Source organism: Rhizobium sp. 11_C7_N12_5 (assembly GCF_051811145.1).
GTDB classification, from domain to species: domain Bacteria; phylum Pseudomonadota; class Alphaproteobacteria; order Rhizobiales; family Rhizobiaceae; genus Rhizobium; species Rhizobium lusitanum.
The window spans coordinates 351,320-366,855 of record NZ_JBPWPY010000001.1; the positions used below are offsets into that span (position 1 = coordinate 351,320).

The window sequence follows — 15,536 nt, forward strand, 5'->3', positions numbered from 1 at the left end:
TTATCATTTGCGCCGATTTTGGGAAGGCGGTAAGCGTGTTATGCGTTAAAAGAGGCTGCGTCGAAGTCGGATGCAGGAGGAGGACGACATGGCCGAGGCCATTTCATTTCTGGAGCCGCGCGCGGACGTTCTTGCCCGCCGCAGCGCCATCGTTGCCGACCTTGCCGATCTTCTGGCGCCCGAATGTCTGATCCATGAGGCGCGCGAGCTCGTCCCGTTCGAAACCGATGCCTTCGTCTCCTACCGTCGCGTGCCGCTCGCCGTTGCGCTGCCGCGCTCGACGGCTGAAGTGGCGGCCGTGATGAAATACTGCCATCGCTACGGCATTCCCGTCGTGCCGCGCGGCGCGGGCACCTCGCTTTCCGGCGGCGCCATTCCGCAGGAAGACGCCGTTGTGCTCGGCCTTTCCAAGATGAACCGCATCCTCGACATCGATTTTGCCAATCGCACGGCGACGGTGCAGGCCGGCGTCACCAACTTGAGCGTCTCTGAAAGCGTCTCGGCCGATGGTTTCTTCTATGCGCCGGACCCGAGCTCTCAGCTCGCCTGCACCATTGGCGGCAATGTCGGCATGAATTCCGGCGGCGCGCACTGTCTGAAATACGGCGTCACGACAAACAATCTGCTCGGCGTCAAGCTGGTGCTGAGCGACGGCACGATCATCGATCTCGGCGGCAAGGCGCTGGATGCGGCAGGCTACGATCTGCTCGGCCTCGTCTGCGGCTCGGAAGGCCAGCTCGGCATCGTTACCGAGGCGACGGTACGGCTGATTGCCAAGCCCGAGGGCGCCCGGCCGGTGCTGTTCGGCTTCGACACATCGGAGGAGGCGGGTGCTTGCGTCGCCGATGTCATCGCGGCCGGCATCGTTCCCGTCGCCATCGAATTCATGGACAAGCAGGCGATCGAGATCTGCGAGGCCTTTGCCCATGCGGGATATCCGCTCGACGTCGGCGCTCTGCTGATCGTCGAAGTCGAGGGCTCGGAAGCCGAAATGGACGACATGTTGAAAAGCATCGTCGACATCGCCCGCAGTCATAACGTCAAGACCGTGCGCGAATGCCAGTCGGCGACGGAGGCGGCGCTGATCTGGAAGGGCCGCAAATCCGCCTTCGGCGCCACCGGCCGCATTGCCGACTACATCTGCATGGATGGCACCGTGCCGCTCAGCCAGCTCTCCTATGTTCTGCAAAAAACCACTGAGATCGTCGATCGCTACAGTCTGCGGGTCGCCAACGTCTTCCATGCCGGCGATGGCAATATGCACCCGCTGATCCTGTTCGACGCCAACGATCCCGAGGAGGCGGCCAAGGCGGAGGCGGCCGGCAACGATATTCTGCGGCTCTGCGTCGACGCCGGCGGCTGCCTCACCGGCGAACACGGCGTCGGTATCGAGAAACGCGACCTGATGCGGCATCAATATGCGCAGGTCGATCTCTACCAGATGATGGCGGTGCGTGCGGCTTTCGACCCGGGCTGGATCCTCAATCCCTCCAAGGTCTTCCCGCTGGATGGACGCAACGCGGCATGAGCGAATTCCATCCGAAGACGGAGGGGGAGGCGGCCTCCATCATCAGCGACCATGCGGCGCGCGGCGCGGCCTTGGCCGTTGTCGGCGGCAATACGCGCTCCGGCTTCGGCAATACGGTTGCCGCCGAAGCCACACTGTCTTCGCGCAGCCTCACCGGAATCGTCGCCTATAATCCCGGAGAGATGGTGATGACCGCGCGTGCGGGCACGCCGGTTGCCGAGATCGAAGCGGCACTGACCGAAGGCGGCCAGATGATGACCTTCGAGCCGATGGATCACCGGCCGCTGATGGCGACCGAGGGCGAGCCGACGATCGGCGGCGTTTTTGCAGCCAACATTTCCGGCCCGCGCCGCTTCGTCAGCGGAGCCGCGCGCGACAGCCTGCTTGGCGTCCGCTTCGTCAATGGCAGGGGCGAGATCGTCAAGGCCGGTGGGCGGGTGATGAAGAATGTCACCGGCCTCGATCTGGTCAAGCTGATGGCGGGCTCGCATGGCACCCTCGGCCTCCTGACCGAGGTCACTTTCCGCGTGCCGCCGCGAGCGAAGACGGAGGAGACGATCGTCGTTTCCGGCCTCAACGACGCCGAGGCGGCCAATGCGATGGCCGCCGCCATGGCGCTGCCGCTCGATATATCGGGGGCAGCCCATCTGCCGCTTACGGTCGGCTGGTGCTTCCTGGACGGCAAGCTGCCGGAAGGCGAGGCGACGGTGTTGCGCATCGAGGGTCTGCCTGGCTCCGTTTCGGTAAGAGCGGAGAAACTGATTGCCGCCATGAGCCGCCTTGGTCGCGTGACGCGTCTCGCGGAAGAAGAAAGCCACAGGCTTTGGCGGCAAATCCGCGATGTGAAGCCCTATGTCGATGGCACGATGCGCCCCGTCTGGCGCGTGTCGGTCGCGCCCGGCATCGGCCACCAGCTCGTTGCCGCGCTTCGCCTGGAAGCCGGCGTCGATGCCTATTATGATTGGCAGGGCGGTCTTGTCTGGATGCGGATGGAGGCGGAGCCGGAAGGTGACGTGCTGCGCCGCTATATTCATGCGCTGGGTGGCGGCCATGCGACCTTGCTGCGCGCCACGCCGGCCCACCGCGCGACGACACCGGCCTTCCAGCCGGAGCCAGAGGCCGTGGCGCTGCTTTCGGCGCGCGTGAAAGAAAAATTCGATCCGGCGGGGATTTTTAATCCCGGGAAGATGGGGTGATGCGGATGGCGTCTTTGGCTTGGCACCCCCTCACCCTAGCCCTCTCCCCGTGGGGGAGAGGGGTTCACCCGATTCTGCGCCGCTTCTCGATGACCTCGCTGGCAAGAAGACGGCGAGAGTGCCTGTCTCCCCTTCTCCCCTCGGGGAGAAGGTGCCCGATAGGGCGGACGAGGGGGCTCTGCGCGGATAAGCGAGCGGTTTTCTCTTCATCGGTGAGAAAGTAGGGAAAGCCTGATGCAAACCAATTTCACCCCTGCCCAGCTTGCCGATCCGCATGTGGCCGAATCCGAGGCCATTCTGCGCAAATGCGTGCATTGCGGCTTCTGCACAGCCACCTGTCCCACCTATGTGACGCTTGGCAACGAACTCGACAGTCCGCGTGGCCGCATCTATCTCATCAAGGATATGCTGGAAAACGGCAGGCCCGCCGATGCCGAGGTAACAACGCATATTGACCGCTGTCTTTCCTGCCTCGCCTGCGCGACCACCTGTCCCTCGGGTGTCGACTACATGCACCTGATCGACCACGCCCGCGTCCATATCGAGAATACCTACAAGCGCCCGCTGATGGATCGGCTAACCCGCAATGTGCTTGCGGCCGTCTTGCCGTATCCCGGCCGCTTCCGGATGGCGTTGCATCTCGCCAGCCTTGCCCGGCCGCTTAAAGGTGCATTGAAACGTATCCCGACCCTGAAACCCTTTGCCGCCATGCTCGATCTTGCGCCCCGCACGGTTCCTGCACCCTCCGCGTTTGCCAAGCCCGGTCGGCACGAACCGCAGGCGGAGCGACGAGGGCGGGTGGCGATCCTGACGGGTTGCGCCCAGCCGGTGCTCGATCCGGGGATCAACGAGGCGACGATCCGCCTGCTGACGCGCCTCGGCGTCGAGGTGATCGTGCCGCAGGGGGAAGTCTGTTGCGGCTCGCTGGTGCACCACATGGGGCGGGAAGAGCAGGCGCTCGCCGCCGCCCGTGCCAATGTCGGCGTGTGGATGCGCGAGATCGAGGCCGGAGGGCTCGATGCGATCATCATTACTGCATCCGGCTGCGGCACGACGATCAAGGACTATGGGCACATGCTGCGCCTCGATCCCGCCTATGCCGAAAAGGCGGCCAGGGTTTCGGCGCTTGCCAAGGACATCACCGAATATCTCGCGAGCCTCGATCTGCCCTCGCACACGCCACGCGGCATCGCGGTTGCCTATCATTCCGCCTGCTCCATGCAGCATGGGCAGAAGATCACCATGGCGCCGAAACTCCTGCTGAAAGCGGCGGGCTTCACGGTGCGCGACCCGGCGGAAGGGCACCTCTGCTGTGGTTCGGCCGGCACGTACAACATCATGCAATCGGAGATTTCAGCCGAGCTGAAGGCCCGCAAGGTCAGGAATCTCGAAGCGACGAGGGCCGATGTCATCGCGACAGGCAATATCGGCTGCATCACGCAGATCGCGACGGCGACGGGCATTCCCATTCTGCATACGGTCGAATTGCTGGATTGGGCCTATGGCGGCGACATGCCGGCAAAGTTGAAGGGACTGGAGCCTGCGGCAGCCTAGCATTACAGTTGCATATTTCTATAAACTCTGAATCTATGGGTCTCCATGATTCGGAGGTCATGGATGATGGGTGCATCAATCGAGACGACGCTGGAACTTTGGGCATCGTCGCTGCGTGACGTCAAGGCTCGTATGCGGCGACTGTTTACGCAGGAGCGAGTTGCAGCATCCGCGAACCTTTTCCTGGACGGCTTGCTGGGTGACGAGCGGCGAAAGACAGGTTGGATGCGCGCTGAGGCGGCCGGGGATCCCGGTCCGTGGCGGCAGCAAGCCATTTTGGGTCGCGGACGCTGGGACGCGGATGGACTTCGCGACATCGTGCGAGAGTATGTTGTGGAAAACCTCGCCGCCGATGATGCGGTCCTGGTCATCGATGAGACGGGCTTCCTCAAGCAGGGCAAGACATCGTGCGGTGTTTCGCGTCAATATACAGGTTCGGCAGGCAAGATAGCGAACTGCCAGATCGGTGTGTTCGCCGCCTATGTGTCCGTTCGCGGTCATGCCTTTATCGATCGAGCCCTGTACTTGCCCAAGAGCTGGACCGGTGATCCGGCAAGGCTTGCAGCCACCCATGTTCCTGAGGCTATAGCCTTCGCTACCAAGCCAGGCCTGGCTGTCGATATGATACGGCGTGCGCTGGCAGCCGATGTGCCGTTTTCATGGGTGGCTGCAGATGCGGTCTATGGCGTCGGGGACGTTGAAGGGACCCTGCGCGGAGCCTGCAAAGGCTACGTTCTTGGGGTTAAATCGGACCACCATTTCGGCTCCTGGTCGGGCAAGCCTCCGGTCGCCGGCACAGCTCAGGAGATCGCCCGTGACCTCGATCCAAAAGCATGGCAGCGTCTTTCCGCCGGTGATGGCACCAAAGGCGCGCGGCTTCATGACTGGGCCTACTGCGAACTCGCCGATCTCCATGCCGACGAATATAACGAGACGGAAACGGGCCTTTGGACCCGTGGCCTCCTGATCCGGCGCAATATCAGCGACGGCGATCTCGCATTCTTCACCACATGGTGCCCGGCCGGAACGGGCATCCAGACGCTCGTTTCCGTTGAAGGCCATCGCTGGGCCATCGAAGATAGCTTCGAGACCGCCAAGAACGAGCTCGGACTCGATCACAACGAAACCCGGTCATGGCATGGCTGGCATCGCCACGTCTCCCTGGTCATGCTCGCCTTCGCCATGATGGCGGTGATCCGGTATCGCGCCAATGACGTGACGCCCCAAAAAAGACCGCGGATGCCGCCCATCAGGATTTAATCCGCTGGTCTATCCAGGAAGTCCGGCGCATCGCCACAAGGCTTGCCCAGCGTCGCATAAAGCCCGCCTACGTCATCGCGTGGTCATGCTGGAGGCGCGCCCATCAGGCTGCCGCTCGACGAGCGCATTTGAAAGCAAAAATGCAACTGTAATGCTAGGTCACATACCCATAAAATAGTTTTTGTTTTTAATGGATTGTGATTCACTGCTTCCGTTGATTTGGAGGCAGTGATGGCTCGCTTTGATTTGACGGATTTCGAATGGTCGGTGATTGAACCGCTTCTTCCAACGAAGGTACGCGGCAAGGCGAGGGTTGATGATCGGCGGGTGCTGAATGGTATCTTCTGGCGACTGAGAACGGGTGCGCCCTGGGCGGATATCCCGGCTCGATATGGTCCCTATACCACCTGCGTAAATCGCTTCAACCGGTGGCGCCATGCTGGGCACTGGGAGCGTATTCTCAACGCAATATCAGAAGCTTACGATGGCGACATCCAGATGATCGACAGCTCGTCAATCCGCGTACATCAACATGCTGCCAACGGCCAAAAAAAGAAGAGCGATCCGGTTGCATGGGTCGCTCGCGTGGCGGACTGACAACCAAAATCCATGCACTTGTCGATGCTGATGGCCGTCCAATCTTGCTGAAGCTGACGCCAGGCCAAGCGCATGATGGACGTTCGGCTGCCGATATGTTCGAGACTGTTCGGGCCGGAAATATCCTTCTGGCTGATCGTGCCTACGACAGCGACGCGTTGCGCCAAAACCTCAAAACCCGTGGCGCATGGGGATGTATTCGCCCTATGCCAAACAGGGTCAATATTCCCGTCTTCAGCCCATGGCTCTACAAACAGCGCAACGCGGTCGAGCGGTTCTTCAACAAACTCAAACACTTCAGAGCAGTCGCAACCCGATACGACAAACGCGACGACAACTTCCTCGCATCCGTCCAGCTAGCCTCAATTCGAATTTGGCTCCGATCTTATGAGTCGGTCACCTAGAGCAACTCCAGGAAAAGTGCGCAGCGGTTTTCCGTCCGAAAGTGCGTAAAACAACATAGAGCGGTTAAGCGATTCCGTGAAGTGCGCAAGCGCTCTAATGTAATTTGTCCGGCGGGGTCGGGCGGTATGTTTGCCATTCGATCTCGAATTTATCAGCAGCGATCTGCGTCATGCTGATGCGCTCCTGCCCTTCCTCGAAGAAGATGCCGTCTACGAGATCCGCAACGCCGTCGTAAAACGAGCCTTCCACCAGGCTGGTGATGCGCCGCATGTCGTGCTCGCGCGCGGAAAAATCGGCAACCGACATGCATTGCCGGCGACCGTCAGCGAATACGTCGATCAGCCGCGGAACGTCGCCGGCGACATCGACCTCGTAGTAGACGACGACCGGCTCCTCGCTTTCCGGATGGATCCAGTCACACCGATAATAAGAAAAGCTCATGCTCTATTGCATAGCACAAAATCCCCTAAGCCTGAACCGGTTTAGGGGATCCGTCGCTAGCCCAGCCAAAATATTTCTAGAAGCTGAACGAGACACCGAAGTTGAGGGCGTGGGTGAAGACCCTGGTCTTCAGCGTGTCGCCGCTGTCGATCGAGACATTGTCCACGAAATTGTAGTTGCCCTTGTATTCGACGAAGGTCGACCAGCGCTTGCTGAACTGGTAGCTGACACCGGCCTGCGCCTGCAGCGACGCGCCGCCGAATTCGTAATCGAAGGTGCGGCCGGACGAGCGCGTCACTTCGACATGCGGCACGTTGATGCCGGCGCCGAGGCCGACATAGGGCGTCCACTTGCGGGTCGGATCCTGGAAGCGATAGAGCGCGTTCAGCGTCAGCATGTTCAGGCCGTCGGTGAACTCGAAATGTGACCAGCCGGGCGTATTGCCGAGATCGCCGTAAACCTTCGCATGGGTGTAGTCGAGCGACACGCCCCAGTTCGACTTGTCGAATTCGTCAAGCCACCAGATGCCGCGGAAGCCGAAATAGGGCGGCATCTTGAAGGATTTTCCCGACCAGTTGGGGTCGAAATCGGCGCCGTCCGATGTCTTCACATTGCTGCCGGTGGCACCCTGGAAGCCGCCATAAGCTGAAAACTGCATTTCCGCCGAGGCAGAGTTGGCGGCGAATAGGAATGCTGAAATCGCAAGCGCGGCGACAGCCGGCTGCTTGATGCGAAATGCGCGATGCATATGAAATCCCCGGATGGCAAATTGATGCTATCTAAACGCGCTTCCATGACAGTTCTATTGCACACACTGGTAACTGGATGTGGCTTAGGCGGGAAAACTGACACGAAACTGAATATAAGCGGCCATTTTCCGGCAGTCAGTCCCGATAAGTTCGAGGATGTAACAACAACGCAACAGTGGGCTTCGCCGTACCGGTACGAAACAGAAACGGAGCCGTGTTCCAAGGCGACACGAGCGCCCTGAGCCTGTCCATGGCTCAGGGCGCTCGTGATTCAGGCTTGAGTGTGAGTCGCGAACGGGATCAGCCGGTCAGCCGCCGAAGATCGTCCTCAGCACGTCGACACCGCGATCCTGATAGCTGACCTCGCCCTGCTTGTTACCGGGCCCGACGACGATGACCTTGGTGCCGATCGGCACCCGATCGTAGAGATCCGTCACATCCTTGTTCATCATGCGGATGCAGCCGGAGGACATGTTCAGGCCGATGCTCCAGGGCTGATTGGTGCCGTGGATGCGAAAGGCTGTGTCGTTGCCGTTGCGATAGAGATACATGGCGCGTGCGCCGAGCGGATTGTCCTCGCCACCTTCCTGGAAGGCTGGCAGCTTGTGGCCCTTCTTGGCTTCGCGGACACGCATTTCCGGCGGCGGCGTCCAGCCCGGCCATTCCGCCTTGCGGCCAACCTTGACGACGCCCGACCATCCGAAGCCGTCGCGGCCAACGCCGATGCCGTAGCGTCGCGCGCGGTTGTCGCCTTCGACGAGATAGAGATACTTGTTGTTGGTATCGATGATAATGGTGCCCGGCTGCTCGTTGGTCGCCAGCCTGACCAACCGCCGCTGGAACTGTGGCTTGACCTGGCCCCGCGGCTCCATCGCCACCCGGATCACATCGCTGCGCGTGGCCGACGCCGCATAGGGTGCGGAAGCGCTGAAAGCCGCGGCGTTCGATGCCGCAAGAAGACACGCCGTAACGACGCCTGCCGCCACGACGGATAGTGCTGGTTTCATATGTCATTCCCCTCGCTGAATTCAGCAAGAAACTACCGAAACCTGCGAGGGGATCAAGATCAAAATGTCCGATGCGAAGATTGGCCTCAAAGGAGCGCCATCTCTTCTGTCGTCCGGTCGGCTATAGTCGGGGCTGTAGTGTGTGGGAGGATAAGGCTGGCGCGGCGAACCCCGAGGCTCCTTCGATCGGGAGCGAGATCGCCGCGCATTCCCCAGAGTGATCTGCAGATCACATTACGATAACGCGGGTTCCGACCTTCACCCGGTTATAGAGGTCGATGACATCCTCGTTTCGCAGACGGATGCAGCCTGACGAGACGGCGTTGCCGATCGTCCAGGGCGCGTTGGTGCCGTGGATGCGATAAAGGGTTGAGCCGAGATACATGGCGCGCGCGCCGAGCGGATTGCCTTCGCCGCCTTCCATGTGTGCCGGCAGATAGTGCCCCTTTGCAGCTTCCCGTGCCACCATTTCGGACGGCGGGTTCCAGTCCGGCCATTCCTGCTTGCGGGTGACGGTGTGGGCGCCGGCCCATTCGAAACCGGGCTTGCCGACGCCGACGCCATAGCGCCGTGCCTTGCCGTCTTCCATCACCAGGTAAAGGAAGCGGTTGTTGGTGTCGATGACGATGCTGCCGGGTTTTTCCTTGGTCTGGTAGTCGACGACCTGCGGCAGGAATTGCGGATCGATCTGGCCGCGGATTGCCGGATATTGCGGGCGGGCCATGGCGACCTGTTGCACGACGGGACGCGAGAACAGCCCACGCGGCTGCACGACCTGGCGAACCTGCGGATTGACCTGCTGTTCGGCGGCACGCCGCGCCATCGGACGAACTGGGTAGACGACCGGCTGGACGCCGTTGCCGCCGAGCTGCATCACCCAGGGAGCGGTCAGATCGGGACTGACGATCACAGGCGGGCGCGACTGGTAGCGATCGTCTGCGAAGGCGGTTGAGGCAACCAGGCTCAAGGCGCCGGCAGCACATAGAATGGCGTGTTTCATCATCGGACAAACTCTCTACACATGGGCCGAGGATGGGCGCGACAGCGCCCGGTCACGACTATGGTGCCACCTGCGCGCGAGCGAATGGTAAACATCTATTCATCAAAATGCCGGAAAGCCGATAAAGCTTTGTCAGGGTTACCGCCTGGTTTGGAAATATGGTTTGCAAGTGGTAAATCTGGAATCGGAATGCGCGATCGCCGAAATGCGTCTATGATTTTAAGCGTTTGATTGATCTGATTTTATCCGATAGTTGCTTACCGGTTTCCGGTGGTGCCCGCTGAATTGGGAGACGAATCGCAAAAATGACCGAAACGGGCATCATCACCGGCGAGGACGGCAAGGACCGCTGCTTCTGGCACGGCAATCTGCCGGAATATCTGCGCTATCACGACGAGGAATGGGGGCGCCCGGTCGTAAACGACATCAGGCTGTTCGAGAAGATCTGCCTGGAGGGCTTTCAATCCGGCCTCTCCTGGCTGACGATCCTGCGCAAGCGCGAAAACTTTCGTGCCGCTTTTGCCGGTTTCGATTTCGAGAAGGTTGCCCGGTTCGAAGAGGCAGATATCGAACGCTGCCTTGGTGACGCGGGCATCATCCGCCATCGCGGCAAGATCGTCTCCACCATCAACAATGCCCGCCGCGCCATTGAGCTGCGCGGGGAATTCGGATCGCTCGCCCGCTATTTCTGGAGCCATGAGCCCGGCACTGCGGAGCGCCCCGATGTCTTCGACTTTGCGCACCTTCGCGCCAACCCGACGACACCTGCTTCCGTGCGGATTTCGAAGGATCTGAAGAAGCGCGGCTGGACTTTCGTCGGCCCAACGACAGTTTACGCTTTCATGCAGGCCATGGGCCTCGTCAACGATCACATAGAGGGTTGCTTTTGCCGGAAAGAGGTGGAGGCGATGCGCCGCGCATTGGTGCGGCCATGAAAGGTCTGGCCGTTGGTCTTTCGCTGTCCGTCCTCGCGCTCCTTGACGGCCGGGTCGTCTATGCGGAGGATACGCAGCAGCAGTTGCAACTGCCGCAGCTCGATCGGGGAGAGACGATCGAGAAGATCGGCCTGCCTGCCGTGCTCGAGAAATTGACGGGCTGGACGAAGTTCGGCAAGGGCAAGGTCTACATGCTGGCGCTCAAGAAGGGCCAGCATGTGCGGATCACCTTCAGTTCGAAGAGCCCATACACCTATATGGCGATTTTCGATCTGTCCTCGAACGATGACGAATCCTTCTTCGGCACGGACGAGGACGGCAACACCGCTGATGTCACAGTCAACGAGGATACCACCTGGCTGATCAAGCCCTATTATTCTCGCGTCACGCGTCGTCGCGGTCTCGGCGCGCCCTATGAAATCCTCATCGATCCCAATCCGCCGGCCGCGCAGCAACCGCCCGCCGATCAGCGGAAGGATCAGGGACCGATGCTTTTCCCGCCGCGTTCCAAGCAGGGGCAGTAGGGCTCAGGACAGCCCTTCGATTACGCTTGCCAATTCTCCGAGATGACCGATCTTGCGGAAACGCGGGGCTTCCGTGGGCTCCTCGACATGTTCGAAGGTCCAGGTGAGTTCGTGCGGCACGAAGACCCCGTAGCTGCCGGCGGCAAGCGCCGGCACGATGTCGGATTTCAGCGAATTGCCGATCATCATCGCCCGCTCCGGTCCGTCGCCCACCTTGGAAAAGATGCGGCGATAGGTGGAGGCGTTCTTGTCCGAGACGATCTCGACCGCATCGAAGAGATCGCCCAAGCCGGACTGGGCGAGCTTGCGCTCCTGATCGAAGAGGTCGCCCTTGGTGATCAGCACCAGCAGATAGTTGCCGGACAGCGCTTCCAGCGTCTGGCGGACATGCGGCAGCGTTTCGACGGGATGGGCGAGAAGATCCCGGCCAATATCGAGGATCTCGGCGATGACGTTCGCCGGCACATGGCCCTCCGTGATCTCGATCGCCGTCTCGATCATCGAGAGCGTGAAGCCTTTGATGCCGAAGCCGTAGTGGCGCAGATTGCGCTTCTCCGCCTCCAGCAGCCGCGCCGAAACACGGTCGCTGTCGGCATGGTCGGAGAGCAGGTCGATGAACTGCTGTTCCGTCAGCCGGTAGAATTGTTCGTTCTGCCAGAGCGTGTCATCGGCATCGAAGCCGATCGTGGTCAGCGGGCGTTGCGTCATCGGTATTTCCGTTCTGCGCAGGGGATGAAGGTTGGAGTCTATCCTGCGCCGGACTGGAAGCAAGAGCGAGCAATGGTAACCGCATCGTGATCGATCGGAGGTCTCGCGTTGAAAGCCAATTCCGGTGCATTATGTCGTTGTTGTCTCGATTGCGACGGCGCCAGAGCCGAGCTTCGACGACTGTCTTCTGACCTCTCCACGGCGGCGCGGACAAGCGGCTGCCATGCCGGGGCCAATTATAGCCAAGAGATAAGAACTCACAGACTGGAAGTCTCTTCCGGCTGACCACAAGGGAATTTTCTCCTATGCGTTACAATCAACTCGGTAATACCGGCCTGTTCGTCTCCGAGCTTTGCTTGGGCACGATGACCTTCGGCGAAGCCAATCCCAACAGCACCTGGGGCTCGATCGCCGACGTCGACCAGGCGCTGGCCGACAAGATCGTCGAAAGCTCGCTCGCCGCCGGCATCAATTTCATCGATACCGCCGACGTCTATTCGCTCGGCAATTCCGAAAAGCTGCTCGGCCAGGCTCTGAAGAACCTCCGTGTTCCCCGCAAGGATGTCGTCATCGCCACCAAGGTCTGTGGCGTCATGGGCGACAAGCCGAATGATCGCGGCGCATCGCGCGGCCATATCATGGACTCTGTGCAGGCAAGCCTCGACCGCCTGCAGACGGATCACATCGATCTCTACCAGATCCATGCGACGGACACAGTGACGCCGATCGAGGAGACGCTGCGGGCGATGGATGATCTCGTCTCGCGCGGTCTCGTCCGCTATGTCGGCGTTTCCAACTGGCAGGCCTGGCGCATCGCCAAGGCGCTCGGCCTGTCCGAACGCCGCGGCGTTGCCCGGTTCGAGACGGTTCAGGCCTATTATTCCATCGCCGGCCGCGATCTGGAGCGTGAAATCGTGCCGCTGATGGCCGAGGAAAAGCTCGGCCTCATGGTCTGGTCGCCACTCGCGGGCGGCCTGCTATCCGGTAAGTATGGCCCGGGAGCCCCGGGCAATGGCGAGGGACGACGGGCGAGCTTCGACTTCCCGCCCGTTGACAAGGACCGTGCCTGGGCCTGCGTCGCTGCCATGCGCGAAGTGGCCGACAAACATGGCGCAAGCGTCGCCACCGTGGCGCTTGCCTGGATCCTGGCGAAGCCTTTCGTCACCAGCATTATCATCGGCGCCAAGCGTCTCGATCAGCTCGATCAGAATCTCGCCGCCGTCAAGCTGAAGCTTGATGCCGACGATATCGCCAAGCTCGACCAGGTCAGCGCGCTTGCGCCTGAGTATCCCGGCTGGATGCTGGCCCGCCAGGGCGCCTTGCGCGTGCCCCAGCCCTTCGAACCGAAGGCTTGATTTATGCCGAGACCGAGCCGCCGTCTGAGGGACGGCGGCTCGCCTGTCGTCACAACTCGATGACGATCTTGCCGAAGGCACCGCGATCGAGATGATCGAAGGCGGCCGGAACCTCGCCGAAACTATAGCAATGGTCGATGCTAGAGACGCCTGCCGTCTGCAAACACCCGGTTCCACGCCAGGATCTGCACCGATTTTCTGAGCCCGGCTGACCAGAAGGGATCTTCCTTCACCAGTCGGTCGACATCATCGGAACTCTCAGCTTCGACGAGCCATAGCCCGCCGGCAAAAGTGTCGTCTTCCCGGTTGAGCGGTCCCGCCGTCTTGATGGAAGCTGCGTTCTCCTCCAGAAACGTGAAGTGGCGCCCCAGATATTCCTTGCGAATGGCGGCGGCATCTTGCCGTTCGTCTTCGAACAAAACCGCGAATAGTTTCATTATGGCCTCCTTGGCTGGATCTTCCCAGCCTATGACTGCAATAATGCGATTGCATGCGGTGAGTTTGCGGTAAGGGGCTGCAAAATTGCACGATATTGATTGGAATGACCTGCGCTATGTCCTTGCTCTGGCCCGCGGCCGCTCCCTCGCCGCGGCCGGAAGGGAACTCGGCACCGATGCGACGACCGTTGGCCGACGCCTGAGAATAGTGGAACGGCATCTCGGCGCGGCCCTGTTCCAGCGCGATGCAGGCGGCATGATGTTGCCGACGCCGACGGGCGAAATTGCTGTGGCGCGGGCCGAAGCGATCGAGGCAGAAGTCATGGCGCTGTCAGGGGCCTTGGAGGCCGCCGACCCCATGGCACTCGGCAGGGTGCGCTTGACGGCGCCGCCATCCTTCATCAATCGCCTGCTGATCCCGGCGGTACCCGGTCTCCTGTCGCAACATCCTGGCCTGCAATTCGAGCTCATCGGCGATGCCCGCAACTTCAACCTGACCCGGCGCGAGGCAGACATGGCGCTGCGGCTTGCAAGGCCGGCCGATATGGCGAACAGCAAGGTCGTGGCGCGACGCATCGCGACGCTGGACTATGCCGTCTATGTGGCGGAAGGGCAGCGGGATCAGGCGGAAAGCTTGCCCTGGATTGTTTATGAAGAGGCGATGGCGCATCTGCCGCACGCCCGCTGGATCGCAACCCAAGCGGAGAAGTCAGGCCGCGCCGGCGCTCTTGCGGTCAATGATGCGGAATCCCTGCTCCAGGCCGCGATTGCCGGGCTGGGGCGCGCGCTCCTGCCAAGAGTCTTGGCCGAGGACGCCGACGGTCTGTGCCGCGTCGACAGCGGGGACGGAAGCCTGCCGGTGCGTGAGGTGTGGCTGCTGATCCATGCGGAGTTTCGCCAACTCGCCCGCATCCGCGCCGTTTCGGGCTGGCTGGACAAGGTATTCTGCCGCCCACCCTCTCAACAGCCTGAATGACGGCAAGGGAGGCGGCGCTCGCGTGCCGCCTCCCGTTCTCGCGAAATTACTTGCCGTGCTTCTTCAGCCAGGCCTTCATCTCCTTGATCTCGGCTTCCTGCGCGGTGACGACGGCCTCCGCCAGTTTGCGCAGTTCGGGATCCTTGCCGTATTTCAACTCCACCTTGGCCATGTCGATCGCGCCTTGATGGTGCGGGATCATGCCGCGGACGAAATCCGCGTCGGCATCGCCGCTATAGGTGATCATCATGTCCTTGTGCATCTTGCCCATGGCATTGTTGAAGGCCTTGCTGGAGGCGCCCTGGTCGCCCATCGGCTTGCTCATGTCCATGCCCGACATGTCGTCGGCAAGGGCGGGAAGGGTAAAGGCAAAGGCGAAAGCGCCGGCGAGGATAAGGGTTCTTGACATAGACATAGGCGTCCTTTCCATTTCTGGACGATATCTGAATTTGAGCGGAGAACCCGCTCTTGCGATGAAAACAGAGGGTCGTCAGGCGAAACGGGGCGGCGGCGCCGTCGGCTCCGGGCGGGAGCCGGCAAGACGTTGGCCGGATGCCGGCACCGGATAGGAGAATGCATCCTGCCTGCTGTCGGCAGCCGCAAGCACTGGCGTCACGGCCAGGCAGGCCGCGCAGGACGGCACATGCGCCATGCCGCCGGCACAAGGATTTTCCGGCTTCCTGTCCTCGTGCTGAGCCATGTCGCCATGACCTGCCATGCCAGGCATATCGCCGTGCATGCTCATCGCGGATGCAGCCGGCATCGCCATCACGGAATCGCAGATAGGACAGCTCGCCAGCGCCGGCATGGCACCGTAGAACAGCCAGGCAATCAACATCGTCAGGATCGCGAAGAAGCGCATGA

General features: G+C 61.1%; 17 protein-coding genes. 9 read left to right on the plus strand and 8 right to left on the minus strand.

Features of this window, described 5'->3' with window-relative positions; all coding sequences use genetic code 11:
• Positions 1 to 88 precede the first annotated feature (88 nt).
• The 5 genes from AB8B29_RS01660 (at position 89) to AB8B29_RS01680 (ending at position 6,539) form a co-directional block, all read left to right on the plus strand.
• Complete coding sequence (locus AB8B29_RS01660) at positions 89 to 1,528, plus strand: FAD-linked oxidase C-terminal domain-containing protein (RefSeq protein WP_037199062.1); 1,440 nt, start codon at positions 89 to 91, stop codon at positions 1,526 to 1,528.
• Complete coding sequence (locus tag AB8B29_RS01665) at positions 1,525 to 2,724, plus strand: FAD-binding protein (RefSeq protein WP_037198939.1); 1,200 nt, start codon at positions 1,525 to 1,527, stop codon at positions 2,722 to 2,724. Before AB8B29_RS01660 ends, AB8B29_RS01665 begins: the two co-directional genes overlap by 4 nt.
• A gap of 234 nt (positions 2,725 to 2,958) precedes the next feature.
• Positions 2,959 to 4,278, plus strand: coding sequence for a glycolate oxidase subunit GlcF (gene glcF / locus AB8B29_RS01670; RefSeq protein WP_439006093.1), 1,320 nt, complete (start codon positions 2,959 to 2,961; stop codon positions 4,276 to 4,278).
• A 45-nt stretch (positions 4,279 to 4,323) separates the two neighbouring features.
• The gene (locus AB8B29_RS01675) at positions 4,324 to 5,538 is read left to right on the plus strand and encodes an IS701 family transposase (RefSeq protein ID WP_439006094.1); all 1,215 of its coding nucleotides are present in this window, start codon (positions 4,324 to 4,326) and stop codon (positions 5,536 to 5,538) included.
• Between the two features lie 231 nt (positions 5,539 to 5,769).
• Positions 5,770 to 6,539, plus strand: a protein-coding gene (locus tag AB8B29_RS01680; RefSeq protein ID WP_236772135.1) for an IS5 family transposase whose coding sequence is annotated in 2 segments (ribosomal slippage) — positions 5,770 to 6,084 and positions 6,087 to 6,539 — 768 coding nt in all. Because the reading frame shifts where the segments join, the coding sequence is not laid out codon by codon here.
• Between the two features lie 94 nt (positions 6,540 to 6,633).
• Here the strand turns inward: AB8B29_RS01680 and AB8B29_RS01685 are convergent.
• From AB8B29_RS01685 to AB8B29_RS01700, 4 genes are all read right to left on the minus strand, one after another.
• Positions 6,634 to 6,981 carry a DUF6881 domain-containing protein gene (locus tag AB8B29_RS01685; protein ID WP_037200779.1) on the minus strand — a complete coding sequence of 116 codons (348 nt, stop codon included), beginning with the start codon at positions 6,979 to 6,981 and terminating at the stop codon, positions 6,634 to 6,636.
• 76 nt (positions 6,982 to 7,057) lie between these two features.
• On the minus strand, positions 7,058 to 7,729 hold the full coding sequence (locus tag AB8B29_RS01690; protein ID WP_037200780.1) for an outer membrane protein: 672 nt from the start codon (positions 7,727 to 7,729) through the stop codon (positions 7,058 to 7,060).
• Between the two features lie 309 nt (positions 7,730 to 8,038).
• Positions 8,039 to 8,737 (minus strand): L,D-transpeptidase, encoded by a 699-nt coding sequence (locus AB8B29_RS01695; RefSeq protein ID WP_113119353.1) that lies wholly within the window; start codon positions 8,735 to 8,737, stop codon positions 8,039 to 8,041.
• 229 nt (positions 8,738 to 8,966) lie between these two features.
• Positions 8,967 to 9,740, minus strand: a complete 774-nt coding sequence (locus AB8B29_RS01700) for a L,D-transpeptidase (RefSeq protein ID WP_092572971.1) — start codon at positions 9,738 to 9,740, stop codon at positions 8,967 to 8,969.
• A gap of 302 nt (positions 9,741 to 10,042) precedes the next feature.
• Between AB8B29_RS01700 and AB8B29_RS01705 the strand changes: the two genes are divergently transcribed.
• Positions 10,043 to 10,672 (plus strand): DNA-3-methyladenine glycosylase I, encoded by a 630-nt coding sequence (locus AB8B29_RS01705; protein WP_037200786.1) that lies wholly within the window; start codon positions 10,043 to 10,045, stop codon positions 10,670 to 10,672.
• On the plus strand, positions 10,669 to 11,196 hold the full coding sequence (locus tag AB8B29_RS01710) for a hypothetical protein (protein ID WP_037200787.1): 528 nt from the start codon (positions 10,669 to 10,671) through the stop codon (positions 11,194 to 11,196). The genes AB8B29_RS01705 and AB8B29_RS01710 overlap by 4 nt, the downstream gene beginning before the upstream one ends.
• A 3-nt stretch (positions 11,197 to 11,199) precedes the next feature.
• Here AB8B29_RS01710 and AB8B29_RS01715 read toward each other — a convergent pair whose 3' ends face one another.
• Positions 11,200 to 11,904 carry an HAD family hydrolase gene (locus tag AB8B29_RS01715; RefSeq protein ID WP_113119354.1) on the minus strand — a complete coding sequence of 235 codons (705 nt, stop codon included), beginning with the start codon at positions 11,902 to 11,904 and terminating at the stop codon, positions 11,200 to 11,202.
• Positions 11,905 to 12,209: 305 nt separating this feature from the next.
• Here AB8B29_RS01715 and AB8B29_RS01720 point away from each other — a divergent pair, with 305 nt between their 5' ends.
• A complete protein-coding gene (locus AB8B29_RS01720; protein WP_113119355.1) occupies positions 12,210 to 13,259 on the plus strand; it encodes an aldo/keto reductase in 1,050 nt (349 codons plus the stop codon).
• Positions 13,260 to 13,399: 140 nt separating this feature from the next.
• On the opposite strand, the gene AB8B29_RS01725 is transcribed toward AB8B29_RS01720, so the two are convergent.
• Positions 13,400 to 13,696 (minus strand): YciI family protein, encoded by a 297-nt coding sequence (locus AB8B29_RS01725; protein ID WP_113119356.1) that lies wholly within the window; start codon positions 13,694 to 13,696, stop codon positions 13,400 to 13,402.
• An 85-nt stretch (positions 13,697 to 13,781) separates the two neighbouring features.
• Here AB8B29_RS01725 and AB8B29_RS01730 point away from each other — a divergent pair, with 85 nt between their 5' ends.
• Positions 13,782 to 14,672 carry a LysR family transcriptional regulator gene (locus AB8B29_RS01730; RefSeq protein WP_439006096.1) on the plus strand — a complete coding sequence of 297 codons (891 nt, stop codon included), beginning with the start codon at positions 13,782 to 13,784 and terminating at the stop codon, positions 14,670 to 14,672.
• Positions 14,673 to 14,718: 46 nt separating this feature from the next.
• Here the strand turns inward: AB8B29_RS01730 and copM are convergent, their stop codons facing one another.
• Positions 14,719 to 15,087: a CopM family metallochaperone gene (gene copM / locus AB8B29_RS01735; RefSeq protein WP_047560794.1), complete on the minus strand. Its 369-nt coding sequence runs from the start codon at positions 15,085 to 15,087 to the stop codon at positions 14,719 to 14,721.
• Between the two features lie 75 nt (positions 15,088 to 15,162).
• The gene (locus tag AB8B29_RS01740; protein ID WP_113119357.1) at positions 15,163 to 15,534 is read right to left on the minus strand and encodes a hypothetical protein; all 372 of its coding nucleotides are present in this window, start codon (positions 15,532 to 15,534) and stop codon (positions 15,163 to 15,165) included.
• Positions 15,535 to 15,536 lie beyond the last annotated feature (2 nt).